Annotated in this window: 11 protein-coding genes; 6 read left to right on the forward strand and 5 right to left on the reverse strand. The window is 59.1% G+C overall.

The features are described 5' to 3' along the window. Positions 1-116: 116 nt before the first annotated feature. Positions 117-401: a hypothetical protein gene (locus P6U31_RS03885; RefSeq protein ID WP_407186945.1), complete on the forward strand. Its 285-nt coding sequence runs from the start codon at positions 117-119 to the stop codon at positions 399-401. Positions 402-917: 516 nt separating this feature from the next. Here the strand turns inward: P6U31_RS03885 and P6U31_RS03890 are convergent. Further along, on the reverse strand, positions 918-3,368 hold the full coding sequence (locus P6U31_RS03890) for an AAA family ATPase (protein ID WP_407186946.1): 2,451 nt from the start codon (positions 3,366-3,368) through the stop codon (positions 918-920). Beyond that, positions 3,365-3,541 (reverse strand): hypothetical protein, encoded by a 177-nt coding sequence (locus tag P6U31_RS03895; protein ID WP_407186947.1) that lies wholly within the window; start codon positions 3,539-3,541, stop codon positions 3,365-3,367. The genes P6U31_RS03890 and P6U31_RS03895 overlap by 4 nt, the downstream gene beginning before the upstream one ends. Before the next feature lie 216 nt (positions 3,542-3,757). Here P6U31_RS03895 and P6U31_RS03900 point away from each other — a divergent pair, with 216 nt between their 5' ends. From P6U31_RS03900 to P6U31_RS03915, 4 genes are all read left to right on the forward strand, one after another. Next, positions 3,758-4,915: a hypothetical protein gene (locus P6U31_RS03900; protein WP_407186948.1), complete on the forward strand. Its 1,158-nt coding sequence runs from the start codon at positions 3,758-3,760 to the stop codon at positions 4,913-4,915. Between the two features lie 127 nt (positions 4,916-5,042). Then, positions 5,043-9,062 carry a hypothetical protein gene (locus tag P6U31_RS03905; RefSeq protein ID WP_407186949.1) on the forward strand — a complete coding sequence of 1,340 codons (4,020 nt, stop codon included), beginning with the start codon at positions 5,043-5,045 and terminating at the stop codon, positions 9,060-9,062. 24 nt (positions 9,063-9,086) lie between these two features. Continuing rightward, a complete protein-coding gene (locus P6U31_RS03910) occupies positions 9,087-10,640 on the forward strand; it encodes a hypothetical protein (RefSeq protein ID WP_407186950.1) in 1,554 nt (517 codons plus the stop codon). Between the two features lie 31 nt (positions 10,641-10,671). Next, positions 10,672-11,280 carry a hypothetical protein gene (locus tag P6U31_RS03915; RefSeq protein WP_407186951.1) on the forward strand — a complete coding sequence of 203 codons (609 nt, stop codon included), beginning with the start codon at positions 10,672-10,674 and terminating at the stop codon, positions 11,278-11,280. 38 nt (positions 11,281-11,318) lie between these two features. Here P6U31_RS03915 and P6U31_RS03920 read toward each other — a convergent pair whose 3' ends face one another. The 3 genes from P6U31_RS03920 to P6U31_RS03930 form a co-directional block, all read right to left on the reverse strand. After that, on the reverse strand, positions 11,319-12,545 hold the full coding sequence (locus tag P6U31_RS03920; RefSeq protein ID WP_407186952.1) for a hypothetical protein: 1,227 nt from the start codon (positions 12,543-12,545) through the stop codon (positions 11,319-11,321). 75 nt (positions 12,546-12,620) lie between these two features. Beyond that, the gene (locus P6U31_RS03925; RefSeq protein ID WP_407186953.1) at positions 12,621-13,949 is read right to left on the reverse strand and encodes a hypothetical protein; all 1,329 of its coding nucleotides are present in this window, start codon (positions 13,947-13,949) and stop codon (positions 12,621-12,623) included. A gap of 373 nt (positions 13,950-14,322) precedes the next feature. Beyond that, positions 14,323-15,120 carry an IclR family transcriptional regulator gene (locus P6U31_RS03930; RefSeq protein ID WP_407186954.1) on the reverse strand — a complete coding sequence of 266 codons (798 nt, stop codon included), beginning with the start codon at positions 15,118-15,120 and terminating at the stop codon, positions 14,323-14,325. Positions 15,121-15,303: 183 nt separating this feature from the next. Here P6U31_RS03930 and P6U31_RS03935 point away from each other — a divergent pair, with 183 nt between their 5' ends. Beyond that, positions 15,304-16,464: an aminotransferase class V-fold PLP-dependent enzyme gene (locus P6U31_RS03935; protein WP_407186955.1), complete on the forward strand. Its 1,161-nt coding sequence runs from the start codon at positions 15,304-15,306 to the stop codon at positions 16,462-16,464. Positions 16,465-16,469 lie beyond the last annotated feature (5 nt).

Here is a 16,469-nt window from a genome sequence, read left to right on the forward strand (position 1 = left end):
GCGCGAGCCGCGTAGAGTGACAACCACATCGTCGTCGACAGGGGATTTGATCTTCGATGGCAGAATAGGCAAGTATAGCGACCGGCGGGGATATCGCAGGGACGCAGGCCGGAACCATGATCTTATATACCTACTCACGTGAAGCTGAACCGAACGAAGACCGCTGGAAAGACACAGGAATCCCGAGCTCCTTTTTTGCAGAACTGGAGGAGGTGCGACAGGTCGTTCTCGAGCTCCGCGAGGAAGTCGCCTCGGATGAGGACAAGGAGCCTTCATGGAGTCCGGTTCGCATCGAGCGGATTGAACTCCTCGCTCCGACAGCGCAGAACGTCCTGACCCTGCTCAACGAGGGGATTGCACCGCTGATTCGGCGTTATGAAATCGTGGAAACCATTGCTTGAGCCGAGAGCTATCCGGTCAGTCCGTACCCGCAGTTTGGAGCCTTCCTTTTTTCTCAGTCGCCTCGCGACGAAGCAGGTCGAGCAACGGACCAGCGATGGATTACAGTTTAATCAACAACTTAGAAGATTTTAGGACGCAGACTCGCCAGTTCTGATCAACTATGCAGCGAGCCTGGGAATTTGCTGTTCTACCAATCGCAACAATCGGGTGTTGCGTGTCCCCGCAACCAACGATTCTTGCGAAAGCAAGGCACCCAAGACCCCGGCTTCCGAAAGGACGTCGGGGTTTTCTTGTTCGCGGCGAACCGTAAGAACGCAGCTAATTTAGATCGCCGCGCAGCACAATAGCCTCGTTGGGCACGAACGTTACCTGATCGATCTGCGTCTGGAACAGCCCTGCTCCTAGATGAGAGTGAGAGCGCTTGATATCCCCGAATCGAAACGTTCTGTGGCGAAACTTGACGAGGTTCTCGGGAGCTCAACGAGCGGCCGCAAAGGGCGCGATAGTCGCCCGGATTATCTCAGTTTGGACTCCAGATTGAGGCTGACTGCATCGCAGGCGCAGCGCAGCGATATCGGCTTGTGGCGGGGCGTCACAAACAGCCAGCTTTCGCAGCGCTCACATCTGAAGCATTCGAGCAGCTCTCGAAAAGCGTTAGCGACAGGCGCGAAGTCGCGCTTACCGAAATTCTCCCATTCGTTGTAGTGCACGGCCTTGTTGATGGCCCATTGCTCCACCGAGGATGCCGCGTTCGACGCGGAGAGCTTGATCTTGAGTGCGGTCGCTTCGGCCTTGCCTTTGTCATTTCCCCAGGACTGCGCGGCGTCGGCGGCCTTTCCGCAGATCGTCTTGAACCGCGCAAGCACCGGCGGGAGGAGGTCGTTCAGTTCATAACCGCCATCGCCGCGAAACACCACGGCGGCGCCAAGCTGGTCGGCCATGTGCCTGGAGACATATTCGAGGTGGCGCCGCAGGGCCGCGGCGGCCACGCCGACCTTGTTCTTATCGAGCGCCGTCTTGATCTCGTCCCAGACCTCGACGTTCGATTCCACGAGCGGACCTGTGTCGATGGTCCAGCTATGAAAGCGGAGTGAGGTCTTGCCGGTGACGAGACCGGCGGACTTCATCTGCTCCGCCCAGGTGCGGTCGTGGGTGGTGATGATGAACTGCGTGTCCTTGAAATGCGTCTTCAGCAGCTTGCAGAACTGATAGCGATGGCCAGTATCGACGGACATCACGACGTCGTCCAGCAGGGCGAAGGTGAATTGACTGCCGAACAGCCGCTTCATCAGGGCGAGATAAAGGCACACGCCCATGCTGTCCTGATGGCCCTCGCTGTGGAAGGCGCCCGGCGGATAAAGGCCGCGCTCGTAGAAATTCACATCGAAATCGAGCTTGCCGGCGCTGGGCGAGAGCTTGGCGGTAAACTCACCCTCGTCATCTTCGTTGATGAGCCGATAGAACGTGCTGAAATCCTGCTGCACGTCGTCGTACAAGGCTTCCAGCTCGGCATCCATGACCTCGCAATAGGTCGTGTAAGCGCAGGTCGCGGCCGCGACCGCGAGGTCGGCGGCCTTGTCGGCGCGCATGTTTTCACGGAAATCGGCGAGCCGGATTTGCGCGGTCGCGAGAAAGGTCTGAGCGTCGACAGTGGCCGTCTGGTCGGGCAGATCGCCGACCATGTTTGCGAAGGCTGCCGCTGCCGCATCGAATCCCTCCGGCACCGCATGCCATCCGCTTGCCAGGCGTTCGCTGATGCTGCGGAGCCCATCGAGTGAGCGGAAGTTGCCTTGCAGCTTGCCAAGTTCCGTGGCCCATTGATCGATCGCCGCGACGAACCCCCCATCCCCAAGCGCCATGGCGAGCCTGCGGATGGTCGCGAGCTGCGAAAGCCAGTCCGAAAGGGCCTGCTCGACCACATTGGCGTTGGTGAAAAGATCCTTCTGCAGCCGTTGCGCTTCGTTGGATTTATCGAGCTTGATCGCGAGGTGGTCGCGCAGATGTCGTTCGCTCTCCCACGGGCTATCGCAGAGTGGACAGTGCGGACCGTCGACCAAATCGATGCCTTGCTCAACCAGTGTCCGTCGGCGGAGCGAGGCAAGCAGCGCCGGATCGTCCGCCAGGGTAGTCATGATCGCGAGCAGGGCGGCGACCTCGTCCTTGGCGAGCTTGGGAAGCTGGTTGCGGGCGACGGTCATCGCAGCGAGGTCGCGCAAGGCCGATTGCTTGTTGAACGCTGGCGCAGACGCGCTCGAGGTGAGCCCGGCGTCGAGCCTCGTGTCCGGCGTCAACTGATCGAGCAAGGTCAAACCGAGAAGCTTGCGCCGCGTGTTGGCGACCGCGAGCAGATCTTCGATCTTGACGCTCGGGATCTGCATATGGGTCAGCAGACTGCTGCGTGCTGCCAAAAACTGGGCCTCAGCCGTCCGCTTTAGCGCGTTGACACGGTTCTGTGCGCTATTGAGCACGGTCCGCCTCTCGCCGATTTCCTCGAGCTTGAGGATGGCTTGCACCTCATCGGCGCGCCGCGACGGCTCGACAAGAATGAAACGCAGGATCTCACGCCGGGACAGTGCGATTTCGGGATGATCGGCGAGCTGCTCGAAGGCGGCCTTGATGTCAGGGGCGGCCGGTTCGATCTTGGGCTTTTTTGGTGCCGAGACCTTGCGGGTGATCGTCGCCGATTTCTTGAGAGCCGGGAAATAGACCTTGAGCGTGACGAATGCTGCGTCAGGAAAGCGGACGCGATCGACATGCGGGCCATGCTCGGCGATCGACAGCGACTTAGTGCCGGTGCCGGTCAGGCGGCTGATGCGGCCGGTCAGGCCGAATTCGATGGCGTCGATGACGCCGCTTTTGCCGGACCCGTTCGGGCCGGAGATGGAGAACGTCTTCTGATCGAAATCGATGTCGAGGTTGCGGATGCCGCGCATCTCCTCGATATGCGCGTGCTCAAGGCGTATCACGTGATGTCGCTCCCGGCCGGCGCGGCAAAGACCTTCACGAGCTCATCGACTTTGATCTTCTTGCCTGAGGCGAACAGCTCTTCGAGCTGCGCGATTTTTCCGGCATCCATGTCGTCCGATTGACGCAGCTTCTCGAAATATTTGGATGCGATGATCGCCTGCAGCGTCGGCACGTGGAAGTTCCCCTGCAAGCTCGGTGATGGCGGTCGGCCCTTTTAGCGGGACGTTCGCTGAACTTCCAGCAGAATCGCTGCGCGGCAACGGAAGCGGGCGGGCACCCGCTGGAGCGATTTGAGGGTTGCATAACCGCCGCCCGCGCGTTGTGAGCGATGTCCGGCTGGTGTAGGCCACCGGGTCAGATCTGCGATTCCGGAGAGAGCAAGACTGACATGGCAAGAAGAGCGGTGATCTCGTCCGGTGTCCTGAAAGGGTATCTTCTCGAGGAGGTCGTCGCCTCGCTCATCAGGAACGCAGGCTATCGCCTTCTCACGCGGCCGGAGGATGACCCGCACGACCTCTCTCTCATGAGCAATGGGCTCCAGGTGCGCGGACGCGGCGGGTTCCATCAGGCGGACGTCCTCGGCGAGTTGACATGGGCGCCGGCGTTCGGAAATCCCATTCGTCTCTTCATCGAGGCGAAATGGAGAGGGCAGGGACGGGCGAGGGTGGGTATCCCCGAGGCGCGGCACGCCGTTGGTATCCTTCAGGATGTCAACCAGGTTCTGGTGACGGTGCAGGCGCGGTCTGCCGGAGCCGCCCCAGGCATAACGAACGAGGACGTCACCAATAGCGGGCGAGGATTCTGTTACAGCTATCGGTATGCGCTGTGTTCAACATCGGGCTTTTCGCCTGGGGCGCAAGCCTATGCCCTGGCCCACCAGGTGGCGCTGCTCGATCTGTCTCATCAGGAATACGACGAGTTGCGATCGGCGATCGACACGGTGGGTGATGATCTGCACGATTATATTGAAAGCACAGAACGCACCGGCAGCGGGTCGGCGGCGCCGCGAGGCCGGCTTGTCAGACGGATTCGCGCCACGCTGCGACGTGAGCTATGGGGCCTGTCGCAGGCGGACGCTGAGGGCGGCCTGTTGCCGATACTCCAGCCACTGCTCGAAGCCACCTGGAATATCGGCGAACTCTTCGTCGGTGTATCGGCAACCGGCTTTGTCATTCTCCTCAAGGCCGATCGTCGTGAACAAATGATTCGCCATATGCAGGCGCCGGCCGATCCGTGGACCAACATCCACTATCAGCTCGACGAGAACGGCGCATCCAATTGGCGCCTCACCGTTTCGAGCGCAGACGGCAGCATCGAGCCCTGCCAACTATTCTTCGTTTTGCCCGATGCGATGCTCCGCGTCCTGGACGAACAGGCCGAGAGTAGCCGGCGCCGCGCGGCCGCTCTTAATCTGAAAGCGCAGCATTTTTCACGGATCACGGTCTACAGGATAACCGATGAGAAGAGCCTGATCTGCTCGCTCCGACTGGATGAGGGGGCGTTGGTGGAGGCACGCCGGCGGCTCGAGGGCCGCACCCCAAGGTAGACCATGATATGCTATCGTAAAAGTCCGATTGCCACTTGCGCTCGGACCCGCATCAGGCGGACTTTATCAAAGCCTCGAATCGCCGCTGAGGCGGCCAATTCGACATTTCCAATCCGCTTTTGGAGCCATGTCGCAGCCGTATAGTCAGGGTCCGCGCCTTTCTGAGCCGAGTGGCGATCCTTGCGCACAGGCCGTCGCGTCCCTGCGCGGCTATGCTTATCAGCTCTATGCGAGTGGCCTCGCATGGCTGGATGTCGGTCCAAACCAAGAGCTCTGGCTCGAGGTAGCGCAGGACTACGCGGTCGCGGCCGAGGAGGCGCTTCGTGCCGTGCAAGTCAAGGACACATCGGCCAGCATCACGATCAATTCGGAGACGGTGCGCGACGCGCTGGACGGGTTCGTCGATCTGGTCGAGCGCAACCCGGATAGGCAGGTCTACCTCCAGTTTCTGTCCACCTGTGCCATTGGCCGAGAACAGAAGCTTGAACATCGAGCTGGCGGCGAGGCAACGCTCAATTATTGGCGGCGGGCTGCGGCAGGAGCCGATGTGTCACCCCTCCGCGAGATACTGAACAACATAGCGCTATCTGACCGAGCGCGAAATTTCATCGCGACCCGAGATGATGCGACGTTGCGCGATGAGTTCCTGCGCCGCATCCAATGGAGCTGTGGCAGACAGCCCCTCGAAGGAGTGAAGCGCGAGCTCGAAGAGGGATTGCTTCATTATCACGTTGAGCATTTTCATGCGCTCGCCCAACGTGAGCAGCTCGCCGATGCCGTCGTACAGCGGATACTGTTGACGATTGCCGAAGGGGGACGGCGGCGCCTGGACGGCCGCGAACTCCTGACCCTCGTAACAGATACAGCGAGTGTGCTGGTCCCGCGAACCGGCTTCGAGGCGATGATGAACCGCCTTACGCCAGAGGAGAGCATGGGGGAGCCGACCGCGCCCCCAAGCCTTCTCGAGCGGGAGTCGGAGTTGCCATTCCCGCCGGTCCTGGCCGCACGTGTCGAAGTCACAACCGATCTGCGGCAGCGCGTCCTGCGACATGGCGTGACCTTCGTCACCGGTGCGACCGGCACCGGCAAAACAACGGTCGCCCGTCTCATGGCCCGCCTCGAGGAGACGCCTTGGTGCATTCTCGACCTTCGCGAGAGTACGGCTGAGCAAATCACCGGTCGATTGAATGCGGCGCTGAGCGAACTCGTGCGGTCCGATTGGCGCGGCATCATCCTCGATGATCTCAACGAGATCGAAGACCCGGCCGTTCGGCGGAGCTTAGTGCGTTTTCTTGCGGCACTGCGTCGACACGACATGCTGTGCCTCATTACGGCTTACCGGCCGCCTTCGAGCCGAGCCTTCTCTGACCTTGGGCTGGATCAGGATGCACAGCTATCCGTTCCCGATATGTCGCTTGCCGAAATCGCAGCAATGGTGTCAGAGGTTGGCGACGCTGACGGAAAATGGCCAGAGGCGATACAACGCGCCAGTGCCGGCGGGCACCCGCAATGCGTCCAGGCCATCATCTCGGGTTTGCGCAGACGGCGGTGGCCAGCCGAGGAACTGGCCACTCTTTTGACCTTCGAGCCGGCAGCGGACCTTGAGGCCGAAAGGCGTGCCGCGCGAAGCCGCATCGTTGCGGTCCTCTCCGCAGAAGCGGCCCGTTTCCTGTATAGGATAAGCCTTTTATTTGGCCGATTTGATCGGCCGCTTGCTCTAAAGCTCGGGACAATCGATCCAGTCATAAGTGAACCCGGCCTGCAGCTCGATCAACTTATCGGACCTTGGGTGGAGCTCACGGCGTTGCGCGATATGCGAGTTTCGCCCCTGCTGGAGAAGGCCGGCGCTGAGATCTTGGCGCCCGAAGAAGCCGGACGCGTGCATGAAACTGCCGCGCTACATCTGCTGGGAAGTCGCAGCCTCGGCATCGATAAGGCAGATTTTGGCTTTTTGCACGCGCTTGCGGCTGAGCAGGGCTGGCTGCTCACACGGCTCGCTTACAACATCATCGCAGCGTCGGCGAAGGTGCGTCGCCAGATCTCGGCTTGGATGGATGTGTTGCGGGAGTATCGTCTGGACCAACCCATCTTCCCGGCGGATCCTCCGGGTGTCACGATCCTGCTAAGGCTCGCTCAATTCGTGTTGATCGCAGCAAGCGGAAGAGGAGATGCAATCCGCAATTGTTGGCGCAGGCTTCAAACAGAGCTGGCCGAGTTAGACGATGTCGAGGCACGCGAGCATTTCGAAGGCTTGATCCTCTTCAAGGCACTCTTCCTCGACGAGGCTGTTGCCTTGCTGCCGGACCCTGTTCGGCTGATGCTGCGTTTTGCAACGCTCTGCGAACGCAATTCAGCATGGCGTCCGATGCTCGAAGATCGCATCCCGGCGCCCGATGGTCGTCGGCGAGGCCTGCTGGGTACGCTGTTCATGAATTGGGCGCTGCATGTCTCCGGTGTTGACGACCTCGAACAGGCGTTCACTTCATTGGCGGCTGCGACGCCGGAGCATCGTGCCGCGTTGTTGGAATATGCGTCTGACGGGTTTGGAGAAGCCGGGCACGTCGTGAACCACGGCTGGCTTGAAGAAAGCAAGCGTGATGCTACGAACTGGCGGGCGCATTTGGCCGCTTACGGCCGGATGGCTGGTCAGGCGCAGGCGTGGGGTTATCGCGAACTTTCGATCTGTTGCCACGTCGCACGTAGCATCATCCTAGACGAATACCTGGACGATGCCGACGCTGGTCTGCAAGCGCTCGATGATGCCGAGGCAATCCTCCAATCCGATGCTGCGCTCGATCGGGCGCGGGCAAAAATCTTCTATCGTCGGAAAGATCACGTCGCGGCCCTTCGGCTTTTTCGCGAAAGCGCCGATCAGATGGAAGTGGAACAGCCAACCGCTCGGACCTACATGCTGCGCGAAGCGGCTATCAGTGCCGCGGAAATTGGAGAATGGACCGAAGCGCGAGAGTGGTTTGCGGCCGCGCGCCGGGTCGCGGCGCATTCACCGTTCACAGATAGCAAGCTGATGGCCGTCGGCCTGCATGCGGACGAAGCACTTGCTGCGTATAAGGCCGGGGATGTGGGCGCAGCGCTGCAAGACCTTAATTCGGCGTTGGACGAAATCGAAGCGGTCGATCCGACAAGTTCGGTCGCAGCGGGCTATCGTCACCGCGTCATACGCCACTCGATCCTTTGGCTTTTTAGTCAACTGAGCGCAACGAAGGTCGATGCTGCGGGAGACCCGCTCCATTTGGTGCCTGGCATGTGCAGCAACCCCGAGCCCGCCGATCTCAGCGACATGCCGCTCGGAGCAGCCGACTATGCCCGCTACTTGCTGGTGCAGGCGGAAATTGCAAGCGGCCTCGACGCCGGGTTGGAGCAGGGGCTGCGCGGACGGCTCAAGTGCGGGACGATTCCCGACATGGAGTGTCTCCTCGTTAGGACCCGCATGCAGTTTTTGGCCCGTCGTCTCGACGCCGAGAGGTATGTCGCCGCGCTTCCAGCCTTGGTGGACTGTCAGATCTACGTTGAAGTCAACGGCGAGGCGATGCTGCGAAGCGGTCCGGAGAACCCTGCCTACGGTGAAGTACCCCGAGCAAAGCCGGAGCAGCTCTCGACCGATCGGGCCATTTTTTCAGCGGAAGATGCGCTGCTCAGCTTTGGCATACTCGCGGCCTTGCGCAAAGAGCCAGATGCGCTGTCAGCCTTATGCGTTGCTGCAGCGCATATACAAGACGGCTATCCAGGAAAGCGAATATTGCAGGTCCTGGTTAATGGCCGAAGCGAAGAGGACAACCTCGCACACTATGTGGCCGGAGAGATTTGCCGTCTCGCGTCACAGCCTGTGCTCATCCCGGACGAGCTGTTCGTCACCAGTCTACGTTTCGTCCAATGGGCCCACAGGTCCCATTTCAAGGACGTTCTGATCTCACCGCTCGAGCTTTGGATACGCTCGGCCTGGGACCACGCGATCGAAGAGCAGCGGTTCAATCTACGCAACCCTGCAAGCTCGGTCCCGCCCATCCGCGAGGTTCTGGATGCCGCCGACACGGGGTTGAATTTCATGGGGCGTTTGGTGGTAGCAGCGTTGTCGGCAGTGCACCACCGGCTCGACGGTAGCTTTCGTGAATTCTTGCTCTCGCTGTAGTGCTGGCACAATTTGGAGTTTTTTATGGAGCGCGAACTCGAGTCGGAGCGCATTGGCCTTATCGGAGAGAGCCAGTTCCAGCTCCTTTGTGCGCAGTCCGGTTTGATCTGCAACAAGAGCACGGTCGACGTTATGGGCTGGGATTTCGTTGTCGAATTCCCGGCAGAGCGTGCCGGTGATGGCGTTACGCTCGATCAACGTCAGGCTAGAGCGGTCCGCGTGCAATTGAAATCGACGGTTGGACGAAAGAGCAGTCGAGTTCGATTAAGCTTATCTTCTGTAGATAGACTCGCGAAGGATCCGCACCCCTCCGTCATCGTCGTCTTCCGGTTAAGCCAGGAAGGAAAGCTCCAATCTGGCTATCTGGTCCATCTTATCGGTGGTGAGCTTGCCAAGGTGTTGAAGAGACTCCGATTGGCTGAGGCCAACGAAGCATACGACATCAACAAGGCAGACGTCAGCTACGATTACGAGAAGCTTGGAACGCGCTTCGAGCCTACCGCTGAAGGATTACTAGAAGCCCTTACCTCTGTTTGTCGTGTGGATTCGGCCGCCTATACAATCGAAAAGCAAAAGCAGCTCGCCGAGCTTGGCTATGAAAGGGGAAGATTTGAAGCCGAGGCGATCGCGTTCATCGACGGACCGCAGCACCTAAACAATGTGCTGCTCGGACTAACTCCTCTGAAGCCTAAGAAATTTCGAGTGTTCGATACGCGATTTGGCATCCGATTGCCATACCGAGGAACGCTGTTCGATGATCTGGACGAACTGGTTTTCACCCCTCCAAGTCTCGGAGCCTGCGTCGTATCGATTAGAGGAGCGGGATTCGGGCGAGCCGCGCGTTTCGATGCCATGATGTTCGTCGGACCGCCTCTAGAAGCCGCTGACGGGCCAGAACTCCTGATCCGGCATCATGATTTTCTCATTCGGATGACGCGCAGCGGAGCGAAATTCGAAACTGAGCGCGGCTTAGAGGACATTCATCGCACGCTCGAACAACACGCGGAGCTGGTGCAAGCGCTTTCACTATTGGCAAGCGGCCAGGCCGAGCTCACGATATCGGGAAACTTGCGAATACCGTCCATTTCGCTGCCGCTCGGCGATCTGCTTAGCGGCCCATACGTCGACCAACTGCCCGCGATTTCCAAATTCCTAGACGGCTGGCAAATGCTCTTGGCGAAAGCCGGCGTCAGTTCTGGGGACGGTTTCAATTTTGACGAAATCTGGACCGCGGACGAAGCCCAGGCTGCTGTCGAAATCCTTCTCAATCCAGAGCCCGTAATGCGCCTGGAATTCCAACGTTTTGATGGAGATGAAGGAGCACGCTCGCTCGAAGGCCTCCTTTTTCGCACATGCTCCTTAGGCGGCACGAGCTTGACCTACAGCGCGAAAATAACCTTTGAGCGAACGGATGATCCCGTCTGGGGATACCGGTCAATGCATTTCGATCCACTCGACGTCCGCCCGATGGTCGAAGATCTTGAGGAATACGGTTTCGATCAGGGCGAAGCTCGGGGAATAACCTGGCTGCTCGCCCCGAGGAGTTTGAAGTTCGATCGGCAAGCGCAGACCAGTTGAACGTCCGCCAAGCGTTCAGAGGGACCACGAGATGATCAAGACAATTTTCGCTCCTTTTCGAGCGGTCATGAGGTTTCCGCTCGTTCAACTTGCCGCGGTTATTTTCGTGATCTTTGTGCTCCAGGCCGCCGATGACAACTCATTCTTCGGTCGAACCTTCGAGGGGCTGGACAAGCTGGTGGACGAAACAGTGCGTTCGATTTCGGCAGTTTTCACCGTCAAATCATTTACGAAGTCTTGGCTGACGTTCGGCTTCATGATCGCGTATGTGTATCTTGCATTTTGGTTGATGCTCTCGATTTGCGGCCTGGTTCTGCGATCTCTGATCGATTTTGCGGGTCGAAGGAACCTTCTGTGGTCGAGAAATCCGATAGCCAGGTTACGAGGGATTGCAGCCTACCGCGCTTGGTTACCCCTCGAGAGAATCAGGCCCGAGCACATTTCTCAGCAGGCTTGGGAAGAGCAATTCGCTTGGCCTCCACACAATAAGCCACCATATCTACCGCTCGGGCAACGCGTCTTGCGCGCTTCGGTGGTGTATATGTTCGTTGTCGTGTTGCTTCTCGCCGGGATTCAATTCTTCACGCCATTCCACGTCTTTTCCTGGTTAGTGGCTGCGTTTGGCTACAAGATTGGTTGAAGCGCGTTCGTCAAGCCGCAAGCATTCGTCAGCGACGCCTACTCACCTCTCAGCCGAGGTTTGGCGGTGTTGACCGGCGGTACGGGGGATCGTCCCCCGGTCTGCCGCTGAAGAGCGGCCAGGCGCTTCTTCTCCGCTTCGTATCGGTCTATGGCTCCCTTCGCAGGTTCGTAGATGTCGTGGAAGCCACGGTGGAGATTTCGAGCCATTCGCAGCACGAGATTTGCGAATTCGTGGACGCCGACCTGCGTCTCCCGGATGCTCTGTTTCAGTCGGACCGACGTATCGCCGCTGTCGCGCAGATACTTTTCGTCGACCTCGCCGCCGTTGTGTTCGTAGACGTGACGGCGCTGAAACGAGCGCGTCGCGGTCGCAATCTCCGCCTCTGTCAGCCCTTCGCAGATGTCGATGTCGGACCCGCCCAACAGCTCTCGTCTGGTCGCGACGAGATCGTGGAAGCGCATCTTTCCGATGCGCTCGCGACGCGCGGAACGCATCGGCCTGTTCTGGAGTAGCTGCCCCGTGTATTGCCCGACCAAGGTGTCGAACGCCGAGCCGATGTTTTTCAGACAGCCTGACGGAACGGCGCCCCGATTCAAATCGTCGCGGATCGCCGGGATGATGCTTCCTTCGAGTTCGCTGAGATCGTTGCGCGTGCCACACACCGAGCAATAAGCGAACCGCCCCAGGACATCGTTAAACTCGCCACACGCGGTGCAGTCGAACTGCTTCTGTTGGCTCTTCTCGGCGTAATAGAACGGTGGCTTCGCGACGTCCTTTCCCGCCGCGTCCGCGACGGCATCCATATCGATGACGTGAATTCCGTCTTCAACCGCGGAAAGCGCCTCGTCGAGCTTCTCGCAATAAAGCCGGACGTAGACCCGTTGCGCCGCGGACAGAAATTCGTGACGCTCGGCATGGGCGCCGCAGTAGGGACAGAGCGATACGCCGCCACGCGTCCGCCAATACTGGTTGCATCTCGGGCACTCAAAGCCGAATTTTCCCTCGCTGTCTGAGGCTACGAATACCGGAACACAGCCGGGCACGGGTGGAGCGGGCCAAGGCGCACCTATTCCTCCCATAGGTAGATCGGCGATCGGAATGCCCTCTCTCAAGGCGTAGATCGAGTATACAGCCGCCGGGACGGGCCGACTGCTTTGCCAAGCGACACGATATCGCCTCCGACCGTCATCGCCTCTGTCGACGGTAAAGATGACCTGCCCACCGCAATGAGCGATCTCCTGAAATTCCCGCCTGTCGCTCATGATCGTAGATCCCGCAGAGTTCCAAACGAACCGCCCGTGCGAGCACGTGTGGCGCTTCAATTCAACCTCGGACCATCAGTTCTCGCTGCCGACTCGATGGAGTCGGAAGAGCTTATCGAAGAAATCCGCAATTCTCGTCTCGGAGCCGTCGCCGACAACCTCGTTCGCGCCGAAGCGGTACACCTCATATCCGGCGAGCCGCAGTTCCCGGTCGGCCGACACCGTGTCGGCGTAGACCTTCAACGAGGGTTTCCCGTCTTCTGAGAAATGATGCTTACCGTCGACCTCGATGACGATCCGCTGCCGGTCCGGGAGCAGCAACAGAAAGTCCATGCGTTGTCGTGGTAGAGGTAGGCGGTGGCGTTGCAATTTGACGATGGCGGGGTCGTAGTGAAGATAGACCTGAGGCAGCAGCGCCGGCAGATGATCTCCGAGGCTGGGCCTGTACTTCTTGAAATAGGTCGCGAATACGTTGTTTTCACCGTCAGACGACAACGATTGTCGAAGGCGCGCTCCTAAACCGGCGGCGTTTCCGCCGGGGGTGACTTCTTCCCACCATGCTACAAGGTCTGACCAAAGCAACCCGTTCGATCCGATCGGACGATCATAGATCAGGCAGCTTTCTTCACCGGACAGTACGACGATGTCGTTGTTGATGGCGTCGACGAAGCCGATCTCGGGTTTCTTCGGACCCCGTGAAGCGAAAATCAAGTTCTTGGGCCGCCCGGCCACGCCCCGGACTACGGGCCGAAACGCGAAAATCGGATGACCGGATACCTCCCCATCGGGGACGAGATGATAGCCGTCTCGCGTGAGGACTTTGTTGAGCGCATCCACTATCCGTAGTTGCTCGTCCCCCGATCGCGACAGTGGATGAACCGTCTCCTCGATCATCGCAGCGAAACGCGCCCGCGAGCAGTCGAACGCTCCGATTTCTCCGAACAAATGCTCGACCGACCAATCGCCGGGATTGCGGTCCATGTGTCTCTCGATTTGATCCCGGAGGGTGCGGCCGCGCGGCTCGAACATTTCGAACGGCGAAGATAGAGCGAAGTATTTTCCGACCAAAGACGCCGTGTCGAGTTCGCCGGCGAAATCGTCTCCGTAAACCCGCGCGACGTCTCGACGCGTGATGTGAGTCAAAGGTGGGTCACCGGCCTCCAACACCTTACGAGCCGCCTCGTCGAGGGCTGGGTCGTTGCGCTCCATGGCAAATTTCAACGCCAGAGTTGCCAATTGCCTTTCGGTCAAACCTTCCAGCGCCAGATCGATACGTTGCCGCTTGGAAAGGCCGTCGCCACCCGGCACGACCAGCCCCGCTATCCGCAGTGGCTCCATGCTCAGGGCCGAATGGCTCATCGGATGCAAGACGGCGACGATCAGGCTGTGGAGGCTGTCGGGCATTGAAACCAAAGAATATTCGGCGCTCAGGCTTCGACACGATCACAGAAATATGGACATCCAACCGCGGCTAAACAATTCCAGTCGGCGGGGAGAACTGCCGGCCGAAGGAGCGTCCGTTTCTTTACCGAAGCCGATTGCCAAAGACGTCACTGACACTGCCGAAGCCAAATAGAACGTATCATGAACTTCAGAATTGTCCAGCTCGATCGCCAAAAGGGCGGATTTGATGTCGCGTGCCGCCAATGATCGACCGACACGACAGTACACTACATATCAGGATTCTTGCCGGAGACGCGTCTGAGTCGATCAACCGGCCAATAGACTACGAGAGCGCGATCTGAAAAACCGTGCATGGTAGCGAGGATATTAATCCTCAACTCTCTTCGAGTGTTTCGTCCTCGCTGTCCGTCTGAAGAATAGTTTGCGACAGCAGGACGGCGGCTCTTTGAAGTGGAGGAATGAAGCGATCAAGCTCTACAAAGCTGACTCGTGCCGCGGGCACCGATACGCCAAGGCAGGCTATCAGCTGTCGGTCCGGGGAAACGATCGGAACTGCGCAGCCGACAACGCCCTTCACATATTCCTCATTGGTCTTGGCCCAACCTTGACGGCGTGTCTCTTCGAGTAGTCTTAGGAGGGTGTCGCAGTCCACGATGGTGTTATCAGTGTACGGCGTCAGAGCAAGGGAGCGGCATAACCTCTCACGGGCTCTCTCGGGCAGCCGGCTCATGTAAATCTTCCCAGTCGAGGTGCAGTGGAGTGGAGCAGCCTCGCCAGGATTGAATTGAAGCGCTTGTGGCTGGGACACGCGTACACTGTCGACGTAAGCGACGACGTTGTCGCGCACGACCCCGATCTCGCACTGTTCGCCGATCTCGCCGGCAACCGCGCGGAGCAATGCATGCCGCCGCGCCGTGCGAAAGGCAGCGCCGATTACTTTGGCGGACAGCATGACCAACTGATTGCCCACCACGTAGCGCTTCGATCCAAGCGCCTTCTGTAGGAGACCGCGTTCTTCCAAGTTTCCGACAAGCCGATGGGCCGTCGGAATCGGCAACGAAAGCGCGTTAGCAATTTCCGCCACGGAGGCGGCCTTCGTTTGATTGGCGACGTAGCCAATGATCGCGAATGCCCGGTCGAGAGGTCCAGCCGTCTTTTCCGTCTTCGCCATATGAATCTCCCTTCGAAATAAATTATCAATTTTCGGAGCAATTACTACTGAAATACGAAAAATACCTAGAAGGCGCGTGGCATTTGCTCATATCGTTGGCGTCATCGCGCTCTGAACGAATTTTGTGCATTGCACGCGGGGTTAGGTGGCTGGCGCGGCCGACTGCCTGAGAAGGAGATGGGAATGTCTCGTCACTACGACGTGGATGCTGTGCGCAAAGAGTTCCCGGCAGCCGAAAGGATGGTCTATCTCGACTCCGGCTTTCAGGCGCCTCTCGCGCGTCCCGTCATGGCGGCGATCGAAACTTTCCTTCGTGAGGGGTTGCAGACGGCCGGACCCAAAAGCGTGTGGCTTGATCGGGTCGAGCAAACGCGAGCCAAGGTTGCCCGTTTCCTTGGGGTGTCGGCCGACGAAATTGCGTTCACCAAGAACACATCGGAGAGCATGAACATCGCGGCGAACGCGTTGCCTCTGCGAGCCGGCGACAAGGTTTTGATGATCCACGGGGATCATCCCAACAATGCTTACGCCTTCCTCAATTTGAAGAAGAAGGGCGTCCAAATCGACTTCCTTCCGATGACGGACGTCGTCAACGCCGACACATTCCGCCCCCACGTCGACGAGACAACCCGTGCGATCTCGCTGTCGCACGTCACGTTTCACGCCGGGCATCGCTTCGACATTGAGAGCATCGGCGCTCTTTGCGCGGAGAAGAAGCTCTACTTCGTCGTCGACGTCATGCAGGCAATCGGTGTCGTTCCGATCGACGCGAAAGCGATCCAGGCAACCTTCGTTGGCTCCGGGAGTCACAAGGGATTGCTCGTCCCTCAGGGGCTCGGATTGCTCTATTGGGCCAAGACACGAAAGGAACTGGAACCGGCCTACCTTGCCGCTGCCAGTTTGGCGGAGATTCCCGACGATCTCATCGCTCGTGCCGACCGCTTGGCGCCGTCTCCCACCGCACGACGTTTTGAGCTAGGTAACTTCAATCTCCCCGCAATTCACGCGCTCGGAGCCTCGCTCGATATGATTGAGCAGATCGGCGTGAAGAACATTCAGAATCATTGCTTCGATCTGGGCGATAATCTCATCGCCCAACTGGACGAGCTCAACGTCACTCTCGTGGGGCCGCGTCAGCGGCAACATCGTTCGCCCCACATCTATGTCGTTGATCTGCCTGCGGCAGAGTGGCTCAGCTACTTCGAAGAGAATGGCGTGCGTGTTTCCCCCGAGCGCGACGGCATCCGTGTGTCGTTCGGCATGTTCAACACCCTCGCGGATGTGGATCGCCTGATCCAGCTCATCCGCCGTCGCCTGTCAAAGAAATCATTCAGGGCCGCTTAGACACC

It is taken from the genome of Bradyrhizobium centrosematis (assembly GCF_045571495.1).
Lineage (GTDB): Bacteria > Pseudomonadota > Alphaproteobacteria > Rhizobiales > Xanthobacteraceae > Bradyrhizobium > Bradyrhizobium centrosematis.

Bases quoted from the DNA above. Each gene is read 5' to 3' on its own strand.
- P6U31_RS03915 (WP_407186951.1), top strand. From the start codon at position 10,672: ATGATCAAGACAATTTTCGCTCCTTTTCGAGCGGTCATGAGGTTTCCG.
- P6U31_RS03910 (WP_407186950.1), top strand. From the start codon at position 9,087: ATGGAGCGCGAACTCGAGTCGGAGCGCATTGGCCTTATCGGAGAGAGC.
- P6U31_RS03935 (WP_407186955.1), top strand. From the start codon at position 15,304: ATGTCTCGTCACTACGACGTGGATGCTGTGCGCAAAGAGTTCCCGGCA.
- P6U31_RS03885 (WP_407186945.1), top strand. From the start codon at position 117: ATGATCTTATATACCTACTCACGTGAAGCTGAACCGAACGAAGACCGC.
- P6U31_RS03900 (WP_407186948.1), top strand. From the start codon at position 3,758: ATGGCAAGAAGAGCGGTGATCTCGTCCGGTGTCCTGAAAGGGTATCTT.
- P6U31_RS03930 (WP_407186954.1), bottom strand. From the start codon at position 15,120: ATGGCGAAGACGGAAAAGACGGCTGGACCTCTCGACCGGGCATTCGCG.
- P6U31_RS03920 (WP_407186952.1), bottom strand. From the start codon at position 12,545: ATGAGCGACAGGCGGGAATTTCAGGAGATCGCTCATTGCGGTGGGCAG.
- P6U31_RS03925 (WP_407186953.1), bottom strand. From the start codon at position 13,949: ATGCCCGACAGCCTCCACAGCCTGATCGTCGCCGTCTTGCATCCGATG.
- P6U31_RS03905 (WP_407186949.1), top strand. From the start codon at position 5,043: ATGTCGCAGCCGTATAGTCAGGGTCCGCGCCTTTCTGAGCCGAGTGGC.